The organism is Streptomyces sp. NPDC054841 (assembly GCF_053611045.1).
Genome location: NZ_JBSGZO010000061.1, coordinates 1 through 21,017, shown reverse-complemented (window position 1 = coordinate 21,017; position 21,017 = coordinate 1). Strand labels below are relative to the sequence as shown.

The 21,017-nt window shown below is 69.7% G+C and carries 21 protein-coding genes and 1 pseudogene; 8 read left to right on the top strand and 14 right to left on the bottom strand.

The window, feature by feature from the left end; all coding sequences use genetic code 11:
- Nucleotides 1-11: 11 nt before the first annotated feature.
- From ACWGI8_RS11860 to ACWGI8_RS11850, 3 genes are all read right to left on the bottom strand, one after another.
- Nucleotides 12-824 (bottom strand): maleylpyruvate isomerase family mycothiol-dependent enzyme, encoded by an 813-nt coding sequence (locus ACWGI8_RS11860; RefSeq protein ID WP_453660112.1) that lies wholly within the window; start codon nt 822-824, stop codon nt 12-14.
- A gap of 251 nt (nt 825-1,075) precedes the next feature.
- Nucleotides 1,076-1,750, bottom strand: a complete 675-nt coding sequence (locus tag ACWGI8_RS11855; protein ID WP_453660098.1) for a response regulator transcription factor — start codon at nt 1,748-1,750, stop codon at nt 1,076-1,078.
- Nucleotides 1,747-1,977, bottom strand: coding sequence for an ATP-binding protein (locus tag ACWGI8_RS11850; protein WP_453660097.1), 231 nt, complete (start codon nt 1,975-1,977; stop codon nt 1,747-1,749). The genes ACWGI8_RS11855 and ACWGI8_RS11850 overlap by 4 nt, the downstream gene beginning before the upstream one ends.
- Before the next feature lie 8 nt (nt 1,978-1,985).
- Here ACWGI8_RS11850 and ACWGI8_RS11845 point away from each other — a divergent pair, with 8 nt between their 5' ends.
- A complete protein-coding gene (locus tag ACWGI8_RS11845; protein ID WP_453660095.1) occupies nt 1,986-2,294 on the top strand; it encodes an MMPL family transporter in 309 nt (102 codons plus the stop codon).
- Between the two features lie 19 nt (nt 2,295-2,313).
- On the opposite strand, the gene ACWGI8_RS11840 is transcribed toward ACWGI8_RS11845, so the two are convergent.
- Both ACWGI8_RS11840 and ACWGI8_RS11835 read right to left on the bottom strand, forming a co-directional pair.
- On the bottom strand, nt 2,314-3,051 hold the full coding sequence (locus tag ACWGI8_RS11840) for a CDP-diacylglycerol diphosphatase (RefSeq protein WP_453660093.1): 738 nt from the start codon (nt 3,049-3,051) through the stop codon (nt 2,314-2,316).
- Between the two features lie 390 nt (nt 3,052-3,441).
- Nucleotides 3,442-4,662: a cytochrome P450 family protein gene (locus ACWGI8_RS11835; RefSeq protein WP_453660091.1), complete on the bottom strand. Its 1,221-nt coding sequence runs from the start codon at nt 4,660-4,662 to the stop codon at nt 3,442-3,444.
- Nucleotides 4,663-5,087: 425 nt separating this feature from the next.
- On the opposite strand from ACWGI8_RS11835, the gene ACWGI8_RS11830 reads away from it, so the two are divergent.
- Nucleotides 5,088-5,744: a GAP family protein gene (locus tag ACWGI8_RS11830; RefSeq protein ID WP_453660089.1), complete on the top strand. Its 657-nt coding sequence runs from the start codon at nt 5,088-5,090 to the stop codon at nt 5,742-5,744.
- A 252-nt stretch (nt 5,745-5,996) separates the two neighbouring features.
- On the opposite strand, the gene ACWGI8_RS11825 is transcribed toward ACWGI8_RS11830, so the two are convergent.
- The 3 genes from ACWGI8_RS11825 to ACWGI8_RS11815 form a co-directional block, all read right to left on the bottom strand.
- Nucleotides 5,997-6,698 (bottom strand): 2-phosphosulfolactate phosphatase, encoded by a 702-nt coding sequence (locus ACWGI8_RS11825; protein ID WP_453660088.1) that lies wholly within the window; start codon nt 6,696-6,698, stop codon nt 5,997-5,999.
- Nucleotides 6,699-6,967: 269 nt separating this feature from the next.
- Complete coding sequence (locus tag ACWGI8_RS11820) at nt 6,968-8,065, bottom strand: MerR family transcriptional regulator (protein ID WP_453660110.1); 1,098 nt, start codon at nt 8,063-8,065, stop codon at nt 6,968-6,970.
- A 207-nt stretch (nt 8,066-8,272) separates the two neighbouring features.
- Nucleotides 8,273-8,920, bottom strand: a complete 648-nt coding sequence (locus tag ACWGI8_RS11815) for a class I SAM-dependent methyltransferase (RefSeq protein WP_453660086.1) — start codon at nt 8,918-8,920, stop codon at nt 8,273-8,275.
- A 156-nt stretch (nt 8,921-9,076) separates the two neighbouring features.
- On the opposite strand from ACWGI8_RS11815, the pseudogene ACWGI8_RS11810 reads away from it, so the two are divergent.
- From ACWGI8_RS11810 to ACWGI8_RS11790, 5 genes and pseudogenes are all read left to right on the top strand, one after another.
- A pseudogene (locus ACWGI8_RS11810) lies at nt 9,077-9,384 on the top strand (MarR family winged helix-turn-helix transcriptional regulator); the annotation flags it as partial.
- A gap of 167 nt (nt 9,385-9,551) precedes the next feature.
- On the top strand, nt 9,552-10,313 hold the full coding sequence (locus tag ACWGI8_RS11805; RefSeq protein WP_453660084.1) for a MerR family transcriptional regulator: 762 nt from the start codon (nt 9,552-9,554) through the stop codon (nt 10,311-10,313).
- A gap of 188 nt (nt 10,314-10,501) precedes the next feature.
- Entirely contained in the window at nt 10,502-11,110 is a 609-nt protein-coding gene (locus ACWGI8_RS11800) for a DUF6230 family protein (protein ID WP_453660082.1), read from the top strand.
- Nucleotides 11,101-11,577: a DUF6114 domain-containing protein gene (locus ACWGI8_RS11795; RefSeq protein WP_453660081.1), complete on the top strand. Its 477-nt coding sequence runs from the start codon at nt 11,101-11,103 to the stop codon at nt 11,575-11,577. The genes ACWGI8_RS11800 and ACWGI8_RS11795 overlap by 10 nt, the downstream gene beginning before the upstream one ends.
- Nucleotides 11,574-12,236: a hypothetical protein gene (locus ACWGI8_RS11790; protein ID WP_453660079.1), complete on the top strand. Its 663-nt coding sequence runs from the start codon at nt 11,574-11,576 to the stop codon at nt 12,234-12,236. The genes ACWGI8_RS11795 and ACWGI8_RS11790 overlap by 4 nt, the downstream gene beginning before the upstream one ends.
- A 209-nt stretch (nt 12,237-12,445) precedes the next feature.
- On the opposite strand, the gene ACWGI8_RS11785 is transcribed toward ACWGI8_RS11790, so the two are convergent.
- Nucleotides 12,446-13,078, bottom strand: coding sequence for a GntR family transcriptional regulator (locus ACWGI8_RS11785; RefSeq protein WP_453660077.1), 633 nt, complete (start codon nt 13,076-13,078; stop codon nt 12,446-12,448).
- A gap of 147 nt (nt 13,079-13,225) precedes the next feature.
- Here ACWGI8_RS11785 and ACWGI8_RS11780 point away from each other — a divergent pair, with 147 nt between their 5' ends.
- Nucleotides 13,226-13,816, top strand: a complete 591-nt coding sequence (locus tag ACWGI8_RS11780) for a DUF421 domain-containing protein (protein WP_453660075.1) — start codon at nt 13,226-13,228, stop codon at nt 13,814-13,816.
- 195 nt (nt 13,817-14,011) lie between these two features.
- On the opposite strand, the gene ACWGI8_RS11775 is transcribed toward ACWGI8_RS11780, so the two are convergent.
- The 5 genes from ACWGI8_RS11775 to ACWGI8_RS11755 all read right to left on the bottom strand — a co-directional run bounded on the left by ACWGI8_RS11775 (nt 14,012) and on the right by ACWGI8_RS11755 (nt 20,782).
- Nucleotides 14,012-14,701, bottom strand: coding sequence for an ABC transporter permease (locus tag ACWGI8_RS11775; RefSeq protein WP_453660073.1), 690 nt, complete (start codon nt 14,699-14,701; stop codon nt 14,012-14,014).
- A 231-nt stretch (nt 14,702-14,932) separates the two neighbouring features.
- Nucleotides 14,933-16,294: a carotenoid oxygenase family protein gene (locus ACWGI8_RS11770; protein ID WP_453660072.1), complete on the bottom strand. Its 1,362-nt coding sequence runs from the start codon at nt 16,292-16,294 to the stop codon at nt 14,933-14,935.
- Between the two features lie 104 nt (nt 16,295-16,398).
- Entirely contained in the window at nt 16,399-16,839 is a 441-nt protein-coding gene (locus ACWGI8_RS11765) for an SRPBCC family protein (protein ID WP_453660071.1), read from the bottom strand.
- Nucleotides 16,840-16,900: 61 nt separating this feature from the next.
- Nucleotides 16,901-18,403 carry an MFS transporter gene (locus tag ACWGI8_RS11760; RefSeq protein WP_453660069.1) on the bottom strand — a complete coding sequence of 501 codons (1,503 nt, stop codon included), beginning with the start codon at nt 18,401-18,403 and terminating at the stop codon, nt 16,901-16,903.
- Nucleotides 18,404-18,742: 339 nt separating this feature from the next.
- Entirely contained in the window at nt 18,743-20,782 is a 2,040-nt protein-coding gene (locus ACWGI8_RS11755) for an ATP-binding protein (protein WP_453660067.1), read from the bottom strand.
- Nucleotides 20,783-21,017 lie beyond the last annotated feature (235 nt).

Below are 21,017 nucleotides of genomic sequence, written 5' to 3'. Positions count from 1 at the left end.
GGGGTGTCGGTTCAGGGCGCCACGAAGAGCGCCGGGAAGCGGGGAGCGAGCCAGGGTTTGCGGCCCCAGGAGAGTGCGCGGCCCCGGGCGATGGCGCCCCAGGGCTCGCAGCGGCCGAGCGCCATCAGCAGGAACGTGACCGGCTCGGTGAGGATCGTGCAGTCCGGGCGGTCCGGCGGCTGCGGGCCGGCGGACACCGCGCCGTCGGTGAGCGTGACGCCGAAGCGGGCCCCGCCCCACAGGCGGATGGCGAACCGGGCGTTCAGCCGACGCGCGGCAGCGGCATCGACGACCCGCGGCATGGCCACGATCAGGAAGGGCAGCGTCAGTTCGACACGGGCGCGGTCGATCATGTGCGGCCGGCCCAGGGCGCGGGCGAGGTCGTAGCCGTGGCCCAGCATGTGCGTCAGCAGGTACGAGCCCAGCGTGGCGACGTCCATCGGGCCCAGCGGCGTCGTCACGGTGCCCTGCGCCGCGCCCTCGTCGGCGGCCTTCAGAAAGGCGGCGGCCTGCTCCACGATCATCTCGGCCAGCGGATCGCCCGCGCGCTCGTCGAAGTCGGCCAGCGCACGCGCATTGGCCGCCGCCAGGCTCTGCGGCGTACCGTCCCCGTAGCTGCGCTCGCGCCCCGCCGCGATGTCGGCCATCAGCTCGTTGGCCTGGCCCAGGTGCGCCGCCGCCTCCCCGACGGTCCACTCCGAGCGGGGTACCGGAACGCCTGTGTCCGCGAGCCCGCGCAGCAGCGTGGCGATGTCCTCGGCGGTGTCGCGTATCGCGTCGGCGAGTCCGCCGGGCAGAGTGCCCCGGACGTCCTGCCCGGCCATTGGTTCCACGCTTCTCCTCATCACCCTCGACTCACGCGGGATGCATGCGGCCCGCCGGCGGACCTGTTCGTGATCGCCCGCGGTACACAACACCAGGCAACGGCGGCCGCGACAAGAGGCTGACCAGCAAAGCCGTACGAAATTCCGGGCACCGGGCCCGGACGGTCGCCGGGCGGGGCCGAGCCGGGCCGAGCCGGGCCGGGCCGACTGTCGTCGCCGGTATGCCGACGATCTTCGAGGGAGCGCCCCGGTCAGTGACCGACGTCGTGGTCGCCGGCCTCGATAAGTCCGCTCTCGTACGCGAAGATCACGATCTGGATGCGATCGCGCAGACCGAGCTTGGTGAGGATGCTCGACACGTGCGACTTGACGGTGGCGGTCCCGATGACGTGCTCCTCGGCGATCTCCGAGTTGCTGGCCCCCCGAGCGACGGCGACCAGGATCTCGCGCTCCCGGTCGGTGAGCCGTCCCAGGCGGCCCGCGACCGCCGTGTTGACGGTGCGGCGCCCGGCGAACTGGTCGATGAGGCGCCGAGTGATCGATGGCGCCAGAAGCGCGCCGCCCTCGGCCACGGTGCACACAGCGGTGGCGAGTTGTTCCGGAGGGATGTCCTTGAGCACGAAGGCGCTGGCACCGGCGCGCAGTGCCTCGTAGACGTACTCGTCCGGGTCGAACGTGGTCAGGATCACCACCCGGACGACCCAGTCGGCCTCCTCCAGAATCCGGGAGGTGGCCTCGAGGCCGTCCATCTCGGGCATGCGGATGTCCATGAGAATCACGTCCGGACGATGCCGGCGCGCCGCCTCGATCGCCTCGCGCCCGGTCCCGGCCTCGGCCACGACCTCGATGTCGTCGTGGATCCGCAGAATCATGGCGAAGCCTCTGCGGACCAGCGCCTGGTCGTCGACGACGACACGGATGCTCACGCGGTCTCCTCCCCCGTGGGCAGATGAGCTGCCACCCGGAATCCGCCACCGGGACCCGGCCCCGCTTCGAGGCTGCCGCCCAGCAGAAGCGCTCTCTCCCGCATACCGACGATCCCGTGGCCTGCCGCGTTTGCGCGGGCCGCGCCCGAAATGGACTGGGCGGCGGCACCGTGGCCGTCGTCGAGCACCTCGACGGTGATGCCGCCCCTGCCGCTGTACAGGCGCACTTCGGTGCGTGTCCGCGGCCACGGGCCGTGTGATCACCTCCGCCGCGCTGATCATGATGGTGGTGTTCCTCGGCTTCGTCGCCGATCCCTCACCACTCGCCAAGATGATGGGCCTGGGCCTGGCAACCGCGATCATGCTCGACGCGACGATCGTGAGGATGCTGATCGTGCCTGCCGCCATGGCGCTGATGGGGCGGGCGAATTGGTGGCTGCCCCAGTGGCTCGGTCGTCGGCTGCCCCGCATCCGTATGGAGAGCGTCGACATCCCGCACCAGCCTGACCACCCGGTACTCACCAAAGCACCCGGGAGCAGCTGATTCTCAGCGCCGAGCCCCCTTACTTGCAGATCAGGACGCTGTCGCAGAAAGCGATGCCCGGTGGGGCGGTGGAGGGGTGGGGGAGGTAGTCCCGGCTGTTCAGGATGTAGAACCCATCGGCCGGGCCGGATCCCGCCTTGATGACGATCATCGTCTGGTCGCCCATCTCCTCACCGCGCGTGACGGTAACCACGTTGTCGTAGAGCGCCTTGAAGAGGTTCAGATTTTTGAAGCTGTCGATGTGGACCACGCGGTAGCTTCGGGGTTGAGGATTTCCCTGCAGGTCCTGCCCGGTGACCGTGGTCAGCAGTGTGGGCCAACTCCTCAGATCCTTGGCGATCCTGCCCGCTTGCCAGGCTTTGTCGAGCTCGGCCTTCACCCCGTGACGGACCGCGGACATGTGGATGTGCAACTGCTCGTGGGAACGGTGGTTGGGACCGGCCGCGTTGATCCCCAGTCCGACGGTGCCCCACTGCGGGCCCTTGAACCAGTAATAGGCCCTGTCGTCGGCGACCTGCCAGTAGTTGTTGTTGGCGAAGGCGCCGGACACGAGGTCCGGGCACTCGATGCCCTTGATGCGATCGGTGGCAACCAGGAGGTATCCCTGTTCCCCTCTGGACACGAGCCAGAAGGCGTCGATCTGCCTCTCTTGGCAGTCCCAGGCCATCCTCCAGAGGAAGTCGTCCTTGATCTTGGGGTCTCCACACAGGTCTACGGGGGGCGCGGTGAGGGTGCTCTCCCCATACTCGTCGGTCATTGCAGCACCTCCATGGTGATCGGGCACGGGCTGCGGCTGCACGGCCGGGAATGCCCCTGGGCCACGGTCCGCCCAAAGTGTCAAAGCGTCCGCTACCGGCCCGGTTGAACGGAGTTCGCGGGTTACCACCACTGCCAGGCCGATGCGGGCCGGACGCCGATGGAGACGGCATCGCACTGCCTCCGGCGGGCGCGTGGCTGACCCCGTTCGGGCCGAGGTACGCGCTGTACAACCACCGTGCCACCACCGACGAGCCGTCGCATCTGCTGGCGCGGCGACCGTCAGCAGGCGGCAACCCGTCCGCCACGCGGCCTGGATCAGCCGGCAGCGTGTGAAGGCCGCCGACCCGACAGTTGCGCGTCGTCCACGGGAAACGCAAAGGCCCGGCTGTCATCGCAACCGGACGGGCAGCCGCTCCGGTCCCCTGATGAGCATGCCGCCCCGCCAGGTGATCGTGGCGGGATCGGCGTCGAGTGCGAGGTCGGGGCAGCGCCGCAGCAGGGCGCCGATCGCGACCCGGCCCTCCAGACGTGCCAGCGGCGCACCCAGGCAGTAGTGGATGCCGTGACCGAAGGCCAGGTGGCCACGCGCGTCTCGGCGGACGTCGAAGCGCTCGGCGCCGGGGAAGCGCGCGGGGTCGCGGTCGGCATCGGCCAGAGCCACAAGTACCAGTTCCCCGCCGCCCGGTACGACCGTGCCCCCGATGTCGACGGGCTTGGTGGTGAAACGGTACGTCGGGGTCTCCACCGGCCCGTCGTAGCGCAGCATCTCCTCGACCGCGTTCTCCAGCAGTGAGGGGTCGGCGCGCAGGGCCGCGAGCTGCTCGGGGTGGGTCAGCAGCGCCAGGACGCCGTTGGAGATCAGGTTGACCGTGGTCTCGTGACCCGCCACCAGGAGCAGCCAGACGGTGCCCAGCAGTTCATCGGCCGACAGCCGGTCGCCGTCCTCGTCGGTGACGCGGATGAGTGCGCTCAGCAGGTCGTCCTGCGAGTCCCGTTGCTTGCGGGCGATCAACCCGGCGATGTACTCGCTCGCGGCGGCAGCCGTGGCGACCCGCTCATCCGGGTCCCGGGACGTCAGGGCGGTGTTGGACCATTCCCGGAACGCCTCGCGGTCCAGGGACGGAACGCCGATGAGCTCGCAGATCACGGCGATGGGCAGCGGGAAGGACAGCGCTTCGACCAGGTCGGCCCGGCCGCCGGGTCCGGCGAGCGCTGCGTCCAGAAGTCCATCGGTGATTTCCTGCACCCGTGGTTCGAGCGCCCGCACACGCGCAGGGGTGAACTCCTTCGCGACCAGCTTGCGCAGCCGGGTGTGGTGCGGCGGGTCGGAGTTCAGCATGTGGCGGCCGGCGGCCAAGTTCGGCAGACCGAGGTCCGGGGAGGCGTTCGACCAGTCCTTGGACAGGCTCTGATCCGCCAGCGCGGCGCGCCCCGCCTCGTGACCCACGACGAGCCACGCGTCCGCTCCCTCGGGCATCCGTACGCGGTGCACCGGGCCCTGGGCGCGCAGCGCCGCGTAGACCGGGTACGGGTCGCGGGTGAAGTCATCGCCGAGACCAGCGAGGTCTACCAGATCACTGGCATCCAAAACGCCCTCTGTGTCCGCCATGTACAGCCCATCCCCCTGGTGTGCAAAGTGCGAATCTGGTGGGTGAGGTGCGAAAATATGCGATCGAGCACGGATACGTAGCGGCAAATCCGGCCAAACAACTACTGGCTGACAGCTGAGCAGTAGCAGCCGGCGAACTCAGCGCTCGATCAGCGGCGCAACGGTGACGCAGCCGCGCGTGTGGGGCTCGTAGGCTCTTCTGGTGTGTCAACCCGGTTGGTGCGCGCCCGTTGCGGGGGCTCTCGCCGCGATGATGCTCAGCGCGGGAAATCCAAGGGCGGTCGATGCCACCGGATTCACCGAACCGTGTGGCATCCTCGGAAAACCGCCCGGGCTCCCGTCCGGAGCCCCCAACCCGCACAGGCGGGCACACGCAAGACAAGGCGCTGTTCTCGTACACGCACGAGCGACGAAGACGGCAGAAGGTGGTGCCTGTGGCGTCCGGTGAGGTCGTGTTCTTCGCGACGGTAATCGCTTTGTCGCCGTTCACCCTTATCCCCGCTCTCTTCATGCAGTTCACCCCCCGGCCCCGAGCGGCCAGCAGTGCCTTCCTGGCCGGCTGGGTCATCGGGATCGTCGTGCCCGCGGGCTCGTGTGCCGTGCTGGCTTCCGTCGTTGGGCGTCCCGCGGAGGGGCACGCTTGGCTCGCCTGGGCCAGAGTGGTGCTGGGGCTGCTCCTGATCCTCTTCGGACTCCGGCAATGGCTGACCAGACACGGCAGGGCGGCGCCGGGCTGGATGCGGCTTCTCGCCGATGCGAGCCCGTCCAGGGCGTTCCGGCTCGGACTGCTGCTGTCGGTGGCAAACCCGAAGATCCTTCTTCTCTCCGCTGCCGCGGGCCTTGCGGTCGGGTCGGCCGAGCCCCCGACGACGAGCGCCGTGGTGGCCTTCGCGGTGTTCACCGTATGCGCCGCCAGCACCGTAGCCCTGCCCGTGGTGCTCCATGTGCTGCTGGGCGAGCGGGTCCTCGACCCCCTGATCAGGGTCAGACGGTGGTTGGAGAACCATGCCGCCGGAGTGATGGCCGTGGTGATCGTCGCCATCGGAGTTCTCGTGCTCTGCGAAGGAGTCGTCAGGCTCTGACGACGGGAAGATCACCAGCATCTACACCATCCGCAACCCGGACAAGCTCGTCGCGGTGGCGGTTCCGCGTCAGATCAGCCGGTGAGGAGACCAGGAAGTACGGGATCGCCGTCGATGCCATGCGTTCTTTCCGCTGATCGCCACCCAAAGGCCCATCGGTGCCACGCAGACGTAGGCGGGTGAGCCGATTCGCGACGATGACGTCCGACGGGGCGCTCGCTCTCGCATGCTGAAAGTGGACCTCACCAGCGATCAGACCGGGTCCTCGTCAGTCAGCGAAGGCATCGTGCGTGGACGCAGGACCATGAGCGAGTCTTCCAACGCCGCCACCATGGCAAAGGGAAACCGGTCGACCTCAAGACAGAGTGCAACGTCATCAGGATGCACTCCCTGACGCACACCCTCCGCAAGCTCGGCAGCGGCGCGCGACTCGGCAGCGCGGCGGAGGAACCCAGCAGCATCCGCCCCAGCCTCGGTGGCTCTCCGAGCGATGTATTGAGCGCACGCCAGATCTTCATCGGCCTGCCCATCGTCGCCAGTGACCACGAACGTGACACTGTCACTCTCGCGCATTCGCAAGAGCTGAGCCGTTGCCTCCGCCACCACGAAGCCGGCGCACAGCACCAGCGGCGCCTCCTTGACCGCAAGGGCGCCGACCGTCCCTGCCGTGGTTTTCTGCACAACGGTCCGTCCGCCAAGGTCAACAGACCGCAGCAGGCCAGGCGAGTTGACCATGTCGAACCCAGGCGCGGGCGGCCCGTCTTTGAGCGCCACCCAATCCGGGTGGCGGGCCTTGAGCGCCAGAGCGTCGTCCAGCGACTCAGCAAGAACGATCTTTTCCGCCCCCTGGGCAAAGGCCCAGGCAGCCACGGTGAAAGCACGCATGACGTCGACCACGACCGCCACGGACGGGGCTTCGACCAGCTCAGCGATGCCAAGGAAACGAGCGTCCATGCCGATCATGATCGCGCATGCCCGACCCGAAGCACCTGGAGAGTGATACGCGTCACATCAGCGGTCTCGGAATCCGCCGAACTCCCCGCCGCGATCCTCCCCCGGATGCTCGGGTCCACATTCACGTTGCCGTCCAGTGGCAGAAGGCATCCGGTGGTGACTGGGCCGCCTGCGCCGCAGATGTCAGCAGCCGCGTTCGAAAGCGCTCCAGCCCCGTGACGTTCCAGGACCATCTCCGAACCGCCATGACGCTGACGCTGCGACGCGGTTCAAGCTATGAGCAGGCGGAGGCCGAGATCTGCCGCGTCGAGGTCGGCGAGGTCGCTGTTGCGCTCGGCCCACCGACCGGAGCCGAGGTCGTCGCTGAGGCTTCGCACCGCCCGCTGCTCGGCCTCCGGCCCGACCCTCGTCCACACCGACATCGCACGGCGCACGTGATCCTCCAGATACGCCCCCGGTCGGCGCCAGTACGCCTCGAACAGGCCGTCAGCGCAGTCCCACGGGATGGGCACCGGCTCAGCGCGGGCGCCGATCGCGTCGGCCATCCCGGCAAGCGAGGGAAATTCTGCGAGGACGGCGGCGAACTCGGGCAGGTAGTCGCGGGTAAGCCAGAACCGGTCCTGCCATCCGGGCTCGTCGGTGTCGAACGTGAGCACCACCACGCGGCGGGCCACGCGCCGCATCTCGCGCAGCCCCGCTATCGGGTCCCCCCAGTGGTGAACGGTGGAGACGGCCATCGCGACGTCGAAGGACTGGTCCTCGAACGGCAGGCTCTCCGCGGCGGCGGCCACGCACGGCGCCGAGCCGGCAGGCCGCTGCCCTCGCATGACGGCCGATGGCTCCACCGCGGTCACGTCGCGATCAGCAGGCTCATAGGAGCCGGTGCCGGCCCCGACGTTCAGCACCGTCTGCGCGTCCCCGAGCGCGTTCCAGATCTGCGCGGCGATCCGCGGCTCGGTACGCCGTGTCGCGGTGTAAGCGTCGCCGATCGCGTCGTACAGCCGTGCACCGAGCATCTCCAGTTGCTCCTCCGGTGTCACCTTCAGTCCCCTCGCCCGTGCCTCGAGTTCCCTGTCGATGGCCGCCACCATGGCGTCAGCGCGATCACGCCGCTCCAGCAGCAGGCCGCGCAGTCGGCACAGGTGCGCGACCGCGTCGGTGGACGGGTCGCCGACCAGTTCCGCAACCTCCCGCAGCCCGAAGCCCAACCGCCGGTAGGCCAGCACCTCCCGCAACCGCTCAACGTCGCCCGCCGAATAGGCCCGGTACCCGGCCGCGGTCCGGGCCGAAGGCCGAACGAGCCTGATCTCGTCATAGTGATGCAGCGTGCGGACGCTCACGCCGGCCAACTCGGCCACGCGTCCCACGGTCAAGTGATCCTCCACGGCACCGACTATGCAGCCTGACGCCACGTGAGGGTCAAAGGTCATCGAGGGTGTTTCTCGCAGTCCCCTCGTTCGACCAAATCGGAGCCCGAACGTTCGGTGAGCCCTGATCAGAAGTCGATGCCTGGAGCGTGACGGCTCCCCGTCCGGAGGTTGGATGCGGTCATGCGCTCGATCGGACGGCCCCGCCTAGGCTTTGCGGGCGAGCAGGTGAATCTCCTGGAACTGCCGTCGGTCGGTGGGCTGAGGCTCGCGAACCATCCGGGCCACCTCGGCCAACCCGGACTTGCGCAGCATCGCGGCGAGGTGATCGGGCCACCACCGATAGGCCGGCGCGACTGTGTGATCGAAGACCTGCGTCGGGTGACTCGGATCACCGCTTGCCGAAAAGCCGACCAGAAGGTGGCCGCCAGGCGCCAGCACACGATGGAACTCCGCCAGGATGACGGGGAGTTCCTGCGGCGGAGTGTGAATGATGGACCAACGTGAGAGTACGCCGCCCAGCACGCCGTCAGCGATGTTCAACGCGGCCATCGAGCCCACGTCGAACCGCAGGTCCGGATAGGCCTGTCGAGCCAACTTGATCATCGCAGGAGAGGCATCAACACCAAACGCCGCCAGCCCCAGCTCATCGAGATGAGCAGTGACATGGCCAGGCCCACACCCCAGGTCCGCGACCTGACCCTCCCCACCCGCACTTACGACCTCGGCGAAGGCACCCAGGATCGCGCGGTCCAGGGGACTGTCACGCAGCGTGTCGCGGAACAGCCGCGCATAGGTGGGGGCAGCAGCGTCGTAAGCCTCGCGGGTGGCGCTGAGGGCATCGTGTTCGACCATGTTCGCGACAGTAGTTCCTGACCCCGAGGCGAGCCGAGAGAGTCACGATCTTCCCTCCCGTCCGGTGCACCGGACCGTCACCAACGCCCTGCTCGGCACTCACCGCTGAGACGGGCACACCCGCTCCTGCCAGTGAACACAAGCCCACTCATGAGATCGATGCAGGAGTACAGGCCGGCCAGCCAGGCGGAGCTGAGCAGGCGCTCCGGCATCTACCGCAGCGACATGGTCGGCGTGCTCAACGAACTGGCCGAGCGTGACCTCGTCGAGCGGGCGCCGGATCCCGACGACCGGCGCCGCAACGTCATCACGATCTCCCCCAGGGCCGCCGCCGCCTACGCCGCCTTGACAACGTCCTGGACGACCTCCATGACGAACTGCTCGCACCGCTGAGTCCGGCCGAACGCGACCAGTTCGTGCAGTTGCTCACTCGCTTGCCGGACCACCACACCCGTACCTCCTGAGCCGCGTAGCGGCATCCGGCATCAAGGCCGCCCGGGGCGCTGCTTCATAGGTGGTCGCCCTGAAGCACGGGTCCTTGAACGCGGGGGCCGCTCACCCGAGCCGACCGCCGGGATCATCGACTCGCAGTCGGTGCGGGCCGCCGCCTCGTCCCTCTAGGCTCGGGGCCGTGAGCAGCGAGGCGGCGGGCGAACCAGTGGCGGCGGGCGGGGCGCAATATCGCCGGGAGGAGCTGGCCCGGGCAGCCGGCGTGAAGGTCCGCAATCTGCGCTACTACCAGGAGCGCGGACTGCTGCCCCCACCCCGCCGGGAGGGCCGGATCGCCTGGTACTCCGACGATCACCTGGCCCGGCTGCGGCTGATCGACGACCTCCTCGGCCGCGGCTACACGGTGAACGGCATCGCGGAGCTGCTGGCAGCCTGGGAGCAGGGCGGCGGCATCGCCCAACTCCTCGGACTGGAGCGTGAGATGACCCGCGACTGGGTTCAGGAGGTGCCTGTCACGATGAACCTTGCCGAGTTGCGGAAGATGTTCGGCCCGGCGGCGACCCCGCAGGACACGCGACGGGCCGCCGCGCTGGAGTACGTACGGGTCGATGGGGACACCGTCACCTTCCCGAGCCGACGGCTGCTGGAGGCGACGCTGGCGCTCGTGCGGCAGGGGGTGCCGCTCGCGGAGATCCTGGACGCGGGGGACTTCCTCCAGACCCAAGCGGCGGCGCTCGCGGACCGGTTCGTCGAGCTGTTCCGGCGGCATGTGATCGGCCCCGGGGGGCTGGAGCGGCTTTCGGCCGAGCAGTTGGGCCACATCACGGAGGCGGCAGCGGCGCTGCGCCCGGTGGCGGGCGAGGTCGTGGCCGCGGAATTCGCGCGGGCGATGGCTCGGAGGGTGGAGGCGGAAGTCGCCGCGCTGCTGCGTACGGAGCAGTAGGGACTTGGCCTAAAGGGGGTGTTCGCACAACCTTGCCAACCACCATTGGCACTCTTACATTCAACCCCACGGTCATACCGGCGAGTAAGGATCAACCACGACCCGGTCGCACCGGAACACAACGCAGCGACCCGGATCACACCGAACCCACCCCCATTCCACTCCACCCCACCCAAGGGGGATCTGTCATGGAACACGACTTGGACGGCGGCCGGGTGAGATGGCGGCGCTTCGCCGTCCTGACGGTCCCGGCCGTCGCCGTCACCGCAGGCCTCGGTATCGCCCTCGCCCAGGGAGCGCTCGCCGCCTCCTTCGCCGTCTCGGGCCAGCAGTTCAAGGTCTCCGCCCAGAGCCTGACCGGCGAGGGCTTCGTCCAGTACGGCAGCGTCGACGTCAACGCCCGGGACGAACTCATCCCGGTGGCGGTCACCGCCATCAAGGAGGCAAGGCTCAACAGCCTCTGCCAGTCGGTGGTCACCTCGCTCCCGCTGATCGGCGACGTCTCGCTCAACCTGACCGCCGGTCGGAAGACCCCGGTCGAGGCGACGAACCTCTTCGTCGACGCGACCCAGCTCTCCGGCAACGCGACCTTCACGAACATCGAGATCGGCCGCGACGCCTCCACCCTGGACAAGGGCCCGACCGACGCCCAGGGCATGCAGGACCTGTTCGCCCAGCAGGCCGACACCGTTCGGATCACCGATCTGCGGCAGACGGCGTGGGCCACCAACGCCGGCACCTTCACGCTCTCCGGCCTGAACATGGAGATCAGCAAGGGCAAGAAGGAATGCTTCTGACCCGCTGCCGGATGCGGTTCCGGCGGTGGCGCCGCAGCCGGCCGTTCTGGGGCGGACTCGCCGCCGTCCTCGCCGGGGCCGAGATCTGCGCCCTGCCGCTCGCCCCGCTGAAGGTCATGCTCACCCAGGGCGTGGCGGGGATCCCGTCCGTCCTGATGGGCCTCGTCATGATCGTGCTCGGCGTCTCCGTCTGGTTCGCCCCCCACTACCGCACACTCGCCGGAGTCGTCACCACGCTCATCGCCACAGCCGCGCTGGTGCTGTCGAACCTCGGCGGATTCCTCATCGGGACCCTGCTCGGCATCCTCGGCGGCGGCCTCATGTTCGCCTGGGAACCGCGCACGTCCAATTCCGCCGAGGCCGGCGCCTCCGCCGGATCAGGCAGAACCGCGGAATCCGCTCTGCCCGCGCCGCACGGCACCCCCTCCCCCGCACCGCTCTCCGATCCCCAAGGAGCACAGCCATGAGCCGCAGACCCACCACGCCCGCCCTCGCTTTCGGCCTCGCCGCCGCCGGCGCGCTGACCTTCGGGGCAGTCTCCGCGACCGCCGCGCCCTTACCCTTACGGGCAGCCGACTCGACCACCGTCACCCCGGCCGGCCACGCCTTCACGGCCACACTGAGCGGCAAGGCCACCCTCAAGGCCGGCTCGGTCACCGTGACCTGCTCGGTCTCCGTGTCCACGGGCACCGTCCCGGCCGCCCCCGGCAACCACAACCCGGCAGGCCCGGTCTCCTCCCCGATATCCGCCCCGACGTACAGCTCCTGTACCTCGAGCATGCCGGGCGTGACCCCGACCGTCACCACCAGCGGCGCCTGGACGGTCTCCATGCAGAACGGGACACCGATCACGGCCACCATGACCGTCCCGACGGGCGGCCTCGTGGTCAAGACGACCGGTCTGGCGACCTGTACGGTCGTCGCCGCGCCGACCGCCGCAGCGAGCGTCCCCGGCGTCTGGGCCAACGGCACCCCGCCCTCCCTGACCTTCACCAACGCCTCGGTCCCCGTCAAAATCACCGGAGGGTTCGGCTGCCCGACCAGCACGACGAGCTCCACCTTCAACGCCGTTTACACGGTCGCGGACTCCACCGACCCGGCCCAGCAGATCACCGTCGCCCCGTAGTTCGGAGGAGAGGGAGCGGCAGAAGGAGAAGGCGGCCGGACCGATGCCGTGCATCGCATGTGGGTTGCCTTCCCCGCACGTCGTCACACCGGCAGGCTGTCCGGTCAGTTGCTCCTTGATGGCTGCGGTCTCCCGGCGGACGTACCCCGTCCGTCGGGCCCGTGGAAGAAGACGTCGCCGTTGAAGGGGCGTCGCGAGGGCTCCCGCCCTCAGAGCATGGCGGTGCGGGAGCTTCGCGTATTGGTCACGGTCACTGTCGCGATGTCCGAGCGGTAGCGGTCGTCGGACCACTCGATGGGCGTGCCCTGGGAGTCGGTGGTCAGGCGCCGCTCCCGCAACAGCGGGGTGCCCTCGGGGACTTCGAGGAACTCGGCGTCGAGCGGATCCGCGGGGACGGCGTCGAAGGTGTGCCGGGCCGAGTGCAGGTCCACGCCCTGCTCGGTGAGCAGGGCGTAGATCGAACCGGCGTCCAGGTCCGCGGAGATCAGCGGGCGACCGACGGCTTCGACGTACGTCATCCGTTCCAGCATCGCCGGCCGCCCGTCGAGCAGTCTCAGCCGGATGAGTTGGACGGCGAGGTCGTCGGGGTCGATCTGAAGGGCCGCGCCGATCTCCGGCTCGGGGCGGCGCAGCGCGATCTCCTGGAGCCTCTGGCCCGGTGCGTAGCCGGTCAGTTCCGCGCGCCGGGTGAAGGACAGAGGACCGGCGCGGGGACCGCGGCGCGGCGGAGACGCTGGAGGCGTCCGGCGCGGAGCCGCTCCTGGGCGAGCGGGGCACTCGTCGCCCGCGGCGGGCAGGTCGCCTTCCGGCTCAGCCCGAGCGCCGAGAGCCGGCTGGGGCACGGCGCCCGGATCCTCGGTGGCCTCATCAACGAGTACACCTACGCGGCATGACGCGCACCCACGACTCTACGAGCGGCACAGGGTCAAGAGGGTCGGGGTCGGCTGCCGATGAACAGGTCGACGGAGCGAAGAAGCACGGGAGGCGCGATGTGGCACGACCTGATGACTGCGGGCATCTCGTACGGCGAGAAGGCGGTGCGCACCGTGCTGGTCTATCTGGTGATCCTGTTGATGCTCCGGTGGGGCGGGAAACGAGAGATCGCTCAGCTGAACACCTTTGACCTGGTGGTCATGCTGTTGCTTGCCAATGTGGTGCAGAACGCCATCATCGGTCCCGACAATTCCGTGGCCGGAGCCGTCTTCGGGGCTGCCGTGCTGCTCGCTGTAAACGCACTCGTGGTCCGGGCAGCCTCGCTGGCCAGCCGGCTCGGCCGCCTGCTCGAGGGATCGCCCGTCGTTCTCGCGCGCGACGGGCAGTGGTTGCCCGCCGCGATCAGGCGCAGCGGACTGAGCCGTTCGGATTTGGATGTCGCGGTGAAACGGCAGGGAGGCGACGATGTCTCCGAGACCACCATGGTCAGCCTGGAACCGAGCGGTTCGCTGCTGGTCAGCCTGCGCGAGGGCGACCAGGCCGCCGACAAGAACGACGTCGCCGCGCTACGAGCCGAGATCGCCGCTCTGCGGCAGCAGCTCGCGCACCCCGGGCCCGGATCCCGCTCCGACGCGGGGCCGTGCTGACGAACTCCCTTTCCTTGGTGCGATCGTGCGGCAGGCCAATGACGCTCCTGCGGGCTCGGGCAGCAGCAGTGCCGTACGTGGACCCGAACCGGCTCCTGCCCGGTACCGCCGAGGACCATTCCGTGAACATGTGGGTCCTCGGCCCCCGGCTGTGCAAGGACCTCCTGGTCACGTACGGCCTCCCCGTGGAGACGATCACTGCCATCGACGCGCCGCAGGAGAACCGGCTTTTGCCGAACCGGCTGTACCCGGCCCACCGGCCGGAGCGGGTGCCGAGCGATGTACCAGGCGGCGGCGTTCGAGGGCCGCGGCGAGGGCGTAGGCGCCGCCGACTGCGATGGCGAGGACCCAGTAGAGGCCGGGAGTGCCGAGGAAGAGCGCCGCGGTGGAGGTCAGGGCCAGCCAGACGCCGAGGCTGTAGTGCAGCAGGTTGCGGCGTGCGGCGCCTTCGGCGAGGTAGAGCAGGCCGACGATGAGGCCGGAGCCGGCGGGCCAGAGGATGGGCTGCAGTTCTGGCATGTCGAGGGCGGACGTCAGGCCGGTTATGGCGAGGAACAGGGCGGTGAAGGCGGCGATCCAGGAGGCGCCGAGCAGTTTGCCGGAAAGGACGTCCGGCCCGGTGGCCCCGCGCTGGGCTCGCAGGGCGGCGACGGTGGCCTGGGTGATGCCGGTTGCCAGCCCCATTCCGAGGAGCGTGGTGGGCAGCCAGCCGGGCAGGCCGAGCAAGGGGCTGTCGCCCTGGGAGACTGCGGCGGCGCCGTGTCCGAGCAGGTAGGCGAGTCCGAAGCTGACGTAGGCCGCGCGGTTGTCGACCTCGTTCACGGGACGACTCGGGGTGGCACCGGCGCCGGCAGCGACCGGAGAGTCGGGGGCTGCGATGGACATGAGGGGGAATCCTCCAGGGTGGCTTACGGATGTGAGTGAGGGGTCGGGAACAGCACGGGCGGCTCGGGCGTGCCAGGCCCGCCGGTGTGCAACAGCCGGGCCGCGCGGGGGCGGTGACCTGACCGACAGTCACCGCCCCGGAGGGGGTGGTGGGCGGCTCCAGGAGGTCGGCCCCGGAGCCGCCCACCGGCGGTCGGCCCCGGCTGTGCCGCGCTCCGGGGACGGTCCGGGTCAGTCCTCGCTGTTGTCCAGGGCGCTGTCGGGGATCCAGGAGCCGTGGATTCCCGCGGTCACGCGGCGGGGAAGGTGGACGGTGGCGATCCGGTTGAGGCCGGCGGCGTCCAGGACCAGCAGTTGCGAGGCATCCTGCTTGAGGTCGGAGATGACGGTGAGCAGGTAGCCGTCGTCCTCGTTGGTGGCGCCGGCCGCGGGGACGAACACCGCTTCGCTGGGCAGTCGGGCGTCGCCTACCTGGTGGATGCGGCGGGCGCCGGTGGTGCGGTCGTACTTGACGACGCCGTATCCGCCGAAACCCTCCTGGTCGGGGAAGGAGACCGCGTACTGGTAGCGGTGCTCGGCGCCCACGTAGTCCTCGTTGAGAGTCGGAAACTCCACGGCGAGGTCGTCGATGATCTGCTCGTCGACGGTGTCGGCCGTCGTGTCGATCACCCAGCGGCGGGTGTAGGCACGGGCGTTGGGCTCGGTTCCCCGCTCGGGTGCGCCGACCCACCAGTTCCAGGAGAGCTGGAACCCTTCGCGGTCCACGGTCGGGCCTTCCAGGACGATGCGGCCCTGGCCGTCCTCGTAGGCATTGGCGACGTGCAGCATGTTGCCGGGTTCTATGGAGAACCAGCGGATGTGCCGGGCACCATCGCCCGTGCGGGGCATGACGCCGATGCGCGAGGGCTGCTGGTCGCTCCAGCCGTAGGGGATGCCGGAGTGCTCGGCGGGGTCGAAGGTGACGTTGCCTTCGATGAAGACGACGTAGCGGCGGGTGATGGCGAAGTCGTGCTTGAGTGAGGCGCTCGCGCCCGGGATCTCGGCGCTGTGGACGATCTCCCCCTTGGCGTCGGAGACGTAGTACACGAGATAGGGCGGGAACGGCGAGGAGCCGAAGAAGTGGAGCTCCCCCGTCACCGGGTCCTCCTTGGGATGTGCGGTCATGGCTGTGCGCAGCCGGCCGTTGAAGTCATGGGCGCCGACCGTCTCCAGGTCCGGGGTGAGCTCGAAGGGGAAGTTCGCCTCGCACAGTGCGAGCAGTCGTCCGGCGTGCTCGATGACGTGGGTCCCGGCGGTGCTCACGGTCAGGTCCGGGCCACGCTCGGTCATGTAGGGGGCGCCGTCCAGGGCGGGGGTGTGCACCCAGCGGTTGCGGTACCACTCGGCGCGGCCCTCGCGGAGCCGGATCCCGTGGACCATGCCACTGCCCTTGAACCAGTGGGTGGGGGTGACGCCGGGCTTGGGGTTGTGGCCGTTGCGGATCAGGCGGCCGGTCAGTTCGGGGGGCAGGGCGCCCTCGACGGTGAGGCCTGTGGCGGTGATCTCGTCGGCGACGGGGGTGTAGTGGCCGGTCAGATAAGGCTTGCTGCTCATGCTCGGGTCCTCGGATTTCGTCGTCGTTGTCGTGCGTGGTGTGTCGTGCGTGGTGCGTGGTGCGTGGTGTGGGGTGTGTCGTGCGTGGTGTGGGGTGTGGGGCCTCAGGCCGTCTGCTCGGCCCGGGCCTTGAGGCAGTCGAGCCAGCTCTCCAGGGAGGTCTTCAGGGCCGTGGCGAGTTCGTCGGCCGCGGCGTCGACGGGATCTCCGCTCCAGGACTCTTCGGTGTGGACGACGACGCGGTCGCCGGTCTGCTCAAAGGTCCATGCGTGGATGCCGACGATGCCCTCGACGGTCCCGCCCCAGACGATCCGCTGTCCGGGGAGGAGTTCGTGGATGGTGGAGGTGATGTTCAGCCCGTGGGTGCGCCAGGTGAAGTCGGTGCCGACCGCCACCGGCCCGCTGAGCCTGGCCTGGTCGATGCCGACGTTCCACACCGGCCAGTTGTCGATGTCGGTGTGCAGCGCCCAGACGGTGGCGAGCGGGGCGTCGATGGCCGTCGTCAGGCTGACGACGACGGGGGCGGTGGAGTCGATGGTGTGCATGCGATTCCCTCATCGGTGGTGGTGGGTTGGGTTGCGTTGGGTTGGCTGCCCGAGTGGTGGATCAGACGGTGGGTGCGCAGTGGGCCGCCCGGTCCTGTTGGCGCGGCGCCTTGGAGGCGGCCGGGGCGGGCGGGAGGACGCCGCGGGTAGTGCGGCCGCGGCGGGTGAGCGGCAGGGCGAGGAGTGCGGCGGCGGCCATTACCGCGGACGAGACCGTGAAGGCGGCTCGGAATCCGGCGCTGAGCGCCTCCACGTGGGGCTGGTGAGTGGATGCGTGGGCGGTGACGGAGCCGGCCAGGGTGGCCAGGGCGGCGAGACCGATCGCGCCGCCGACCTGGCGGGTGGTGTTCACCAGCCCGCCGGCCAGACCCGCGTCCTGTGGCGGGACACCGTCCACGGCGAGTGCGGTGAGCTGGACGAAGGCGACGCTCAGGCCGAGGCCGACAAGGATGCTCGGACCGAGGACGTCGGCGAGGTAGCTTCCGTCGGCACTGAGCCGTGACAGCCACAGCAGTCCGGCGGCCTCGGTCAGCAAGGCCGCGGTGACCGTTGCGGTGCCGCCGATGCGCCGGAAGATACGAGGTGCGAGGGCGGCGCCGAGCATATTGGCCACGGCGAGCGGGAGTTGGCCCGCTCCGGTGGCCAAGGGGTCCATTCCGAGGACCTGCTGCTGGTAGAGCGGCAGGAAGAAGAACAGGGCGATCCACACGGACCCCAGAAGGGCCATCAACAGGTTTCCCGCGGCGACGCGGCCGGTGGTGATCAGCCGCGGGGGTATCAGCGCGTTCGGCCGGCGGATCTCGATCACGGCGAAGGCCGCGAGCAGCGTGCCGGCACCGGCGAGGGCGCCGAGCACTCGGGCGTCCGTCCAGCCGGTGCCGCGTGCGGTGGTCAGGCCCCAGACCAGGCAGGTCAGGGCGACTGTGACAGTGGCGGTGCCCAGGAGGTCGAATCGCGCGGATTCCCGAACACCAGCCTGTGGTACGAGGGCCGCCACGGCGATGAGGACCAGCACCGCCCCGAGCGCGACGGAGTGGAAGATCCAGGGCCAGCCCCATGCCTGGGTGAGCACGCCGCCCAGAAGGACGCCTCCCGCTCCTCCCGCGCCGGAGACCGCGCCCCACACGCCCAGTGCTCTGCCGCGTCCGGAGCCGGACGGGAACAGGCCCATTGCCAGGGCGAGTGCGGCCGGGGCGATGGCGGCGGCGCCAAGTCCCTGAACGGCGCGGGCGGCGATCAGGACGCCCGTGGAGGTGGCCAGTCCTGCTGCCAGCGAAGCCCCCGCGAACAGCGCGAGGCCGGCGATCAGCACCCGGCGGCGGCCGAGGAGGTCGGCCGCCCGCCCCCCGGCCAGGAGCAGCGCCCCGAACGCCAGGCCGTAGGCGTTGATCACCCAGGTGGTGCCGTCGGCCGACAGGTTCACCCCGGCACGGATCTGCGGCAGCGCCACGTTCACGATCGAGGTGGCGAGCATGACGGTGAACTGCGCAGCGGCGAGCGCCGCGAGCACGGCTCCCGGCCGGCGAGCGGGGGATGCCTGGTCCTTCGTGCGTCCAAGGTTCATGGCGCACAGCCTCGTGTCGGGCGGTGTCCACTTTCCATGCCCAGCAGAAGCGTTGACTGTCCAGTCCTGTCCGCACCTGTCCACGAGGAGCCCTGCCGCGGATGTACGCCGGCGCACTCCGGGTACTCAGCCCTCTACGGCTCCGGATCCACGCGCGGCATCACATACGAGCTCGCACGACAGGACGGCCCGGTCTCCTCCTTCTCCGCCGCCGCGTCGCCCGGTCGCCACCGACATCACCGGTACGCGGACGGGGCGACCGACGCACCGGACGGTCCCCGCCATGAGAATGCCGACTCGCGACCGCGGGTACGAAAAAAACGGAGCCGGCCCCGGCCCTCACGTGTACGTCGACGTCGTGTGCCCGTCGTTCCCGTCGGGGCCGTGCCGTTCCCGCTGCCACAGGGCCTCGCAGAGCAGGTCCAGGCCCTGCCGGAGGTGGCGACGGTAGGTGCCGTAGGGCAGGCCGAGGCGGCGCGCGGCGGCTTCCTGGGTGGGTGCACCGGAGAAGTACCCCGCGGTCAGGGCTTCACGGGCTCGCACTCCACGCGGTTCGCGGGCGAGCTCGTCGACGGCTTGGCGCAGCAGGGCGCGCAACTCTTTCACGGGGTCGGCGAAGTCGGCCGCGAGGCGGGCGCGCATCAGGGCACAGGCGGGGAAGGCGCCCGCATCGCGCCAGTGCACCAGGGCTTCGCGTACGGCCTGGTCGAACGTGGTGCGTGAGATGCCCGGGGGTCCGGGCTGGGCGGGCACATCGGTGGTTGATATGAAGCGGCGGAGCCAGGTTTCGACGGGCACCTGGCGCCAGTCGACGCTGAACAGTCCGTAGGTGTGCTCGCCGACTCGCGGTCGCGCACCGGTGTCCGCGAGGGTGCCCTTGACGCGCACGGCCCAGGCATCGGCGTCCTGGTAGACGGCGAAGCCGTATGCGCGGCCGCGGGCACGGGCGGCTTCCGCCTGGGCCCGGGAACTGCTCAGGTCGATGACGCGCGAGGGGACCTGGTACCGCTCGGGGTAGATCGAGAAGCGGCTTATGCCGATGTGCTCACCGGGGCTGACGGGCGCGGTGGCCTCGGTGTGCTCCCAGGCTGCCGCGACGACGGGATCGGTGGCCAGGTCCTGGGGGTCGGGTGGGGCCGGCAGGGCGAGTCGAGCCGTGAACGCCACGATCCGGCCGGTGCTCACGAGACGGTAGACGCTGAATGCCTGCGGTTGACGCTGCGCCCAGTAGCGGACGAGTTCCGCGGAGGCGGGCCCTTCGGTCTGCTCGGCCATGGGGAGCACGACATCGAGGTCACCTGGCTGCAGGGGGCGGTCGTGCACCTCGTCCTCACGGGACCAAGTGCGCAGGCGCGCCAGGGTTTCCACCTCCTTGAAGAGGTAGAAGAGTTCGTCGGTGACCGTCCACACACGCTCCTCGGGTGCCTCGCGCAGGATGCGCAGGTACTCCTCCGCCAATCGCCGGCGCATCGTCACGAAGGCATGGGGTGCTCGCCAGCGCAGATCGGCGGCCAGCGTCTCGCGTGCGGCGTCGTGCGGGTGGAGCCCTCGGTGCGTGGACTCCATGAAAGGCAGGTCCCTCAGCCACGAGAAGAGCAGGTGGGCGTCTTCCTCGGGCAGTACCGAGGACAGCAGTTCCTCGGACGTGGAATGTGCCTGTGCCGCCACCTCCAGGGCTCGGCGATGGGCCGCCGTGGGCACCTCGCCGATCAGCCCTGCCAACAGGGTTCGCAGGACGTCGGCCGAGGGAGCCCAGATTTCCTCCTTGCTCCAGCCTGCCGGTCCTGCTCCTGCGGCGGCCGCAAGGGACAGGGCCAGCGGGTTGCCTCCGGCGAAGCGGAGCACCCGGTCACGCAACTCGGGCCGGAGCCGCGCCGCGGCCAGCAGACTGCGGGCTTGTTCATCGGCGAACGGCTTCAGTTCGGTGACGTGCAGGACCCCGGCCCACGCGGGGTCGGCGCTCCACTGCGCCTGCGGGGCGATACGGCCGGCCAGAACAGCCAGGGCGCCGTCCGCGGCGAGAGGGAGGAAGTGCTGCCACAGCCAGCTCTCCAGCCACTGGCAGTGCTCGAAGGAGTCGACGAACAGGACCGTGCCGGGAACGTCCAGAAACGGGGCGGCCGCGCGCTCGAAGTCGGCGGGGTCGCGGCTGACGAAACGGCCGTCGAGTTCGACAGCCGACCGGCCTGCCGAACGGGCCTGGTCCGCCAGACGACGCACCAGAGTCGACTTGCCGATGCCACCCGGCCCGAAGGCGTAGAACACGAGGGGCGCCTGTGGATCGCCGCTCAACGCCTCAGCGAAGAGGCCGAGTTCCTCTTCCCGGCCGATGAAAGCCCGCACTCGCGCGCTGCTCAGTCTCTCCCCAACGGACCCCATGGCGGCTCCTGTCGTCGAAGTGGTGTCGTGTCCGGCACGTCGGAGGGTCGCCATCGCTGGAGCCGCTACTCGTTCAGGGATCCCAACAACGGCGTTCACGCGACCATGGCCGGTCCCTGACGCCGGGAAGGCGGTCGCGGGGGAGTGTCATGAATCAGGTGTGTTCCTCCCCGAAGGAGTCACCTGATGAATACGACGACTGATCACCTGATCGAGGCCGGGGGCGGCGTGTCGC

Excerpts from the sequence above, each read along its gene's own strand:
- ACWGI8_RS11860 (WP_453660112.1), bottom strand. The coding sequence starts at position 824 with ATGGCCGGGCAGGACGTCCGGGGCACTCTGCCCGGCGGACTCGCCGAC.
- ACWGI8_RS11840 (WP_453660093.1), bottom strand. The coding sequence starts at position 3,051 with ATGACCGACGAGTATGGGGAGAGCACCCTCACCGCGCCCCCCGTAGAC.
- ACWGI8_RS11835 (WP_453660091.1), bottom strand. The coding sequence starts at position 4,662 with ATGGCGGACACAGAGGGCGTTTTGGATGCCAGTGATCTGGTAGACCTC.
- ACWGI8_RS11825 (WP_453660088.1), bottom strand. The coding sequence starts at position 6,698 with ATGGACGCTCGTTTCCTTGGCATCGCTGAGCTGGTCGAAGCCCCGTCC.
- ACWGI8_RS11815 (WP_453660086.1), bottom strand. The coding sequence starts at position 8,920 with ATGGTCGAACACGATGCCCTCAGCGCCACCCGCGAGGCTTACGACGCT.
- ACWGI8_RS11800 (WP_453660082.1), top strand. The coding sequence starts at position 10,502 with ATGGAACACGACTTGGACGGCGGCCGGGTGAGATGGCGGCGCTTCGCC.
- ACWGI8_RS11795 (WP_453660081.1), top strand. The coding sequence starts at position 11,101 with ATGCTTCTGACCCGCTGCCGGATGCGGTTCCGGCGGTGGCGCCGCAGC.
- ACWGI8_RS11790 (WP_453660079.1), top strand. The coding sequence starts at position 11,574 with ATGAGCCGCAGACCCACCACGCCCGCCCTCGCTTTCGGCCTCGCCGCC.
- ACWGI8_RS11780 (WP_453660075.1), top strand. The coding sequence starts at position 13,226 with ATGTGGCACGACCTGATGACTGCGGGCATCTCGTACGGCGAGAAGGCG.
- ACWGI8_RS11775 (WP_453660073.1), bottom strand. The coding sequence starts at position 14,701 with ATGTCCATCGCAGCCCCCGACTCTCCGGTCGCTGCCGGCGCCGGTGCC.
- ACWGI8_RS11770 (WP_453660072.1), bottom strand. The coding sequence starts at position 16,294 with ATGAGCAGCAAGCCTTATCTGACCGGCCACTACACCCCCGTCGCCGAC.
- ACWGI8_RS11765 (WP_453660071.1), bottom strand. The coding sequence starts at position 16,839 with ATGCACACCATCGACTCCACCGCCCCCGTCGTCGTCAGCCTGACGACG.
- ACWGI8_RS11760 (WP_453660069.1), bottom strand. The coding sequence starts at position 18,403 with ATGAACCTTGGACGCACGAAGGACCAGGCATCCCCCGCTCGCCGGCCG.
- ACWGI8_RS11755 (WP_453660067.1), bottom strand. The coding sequence starts at position 20,782 with ATGGGGTCCGTTGGGGAGAGACTGAGCAGCGCGCGAGTGCGGGCTTTC.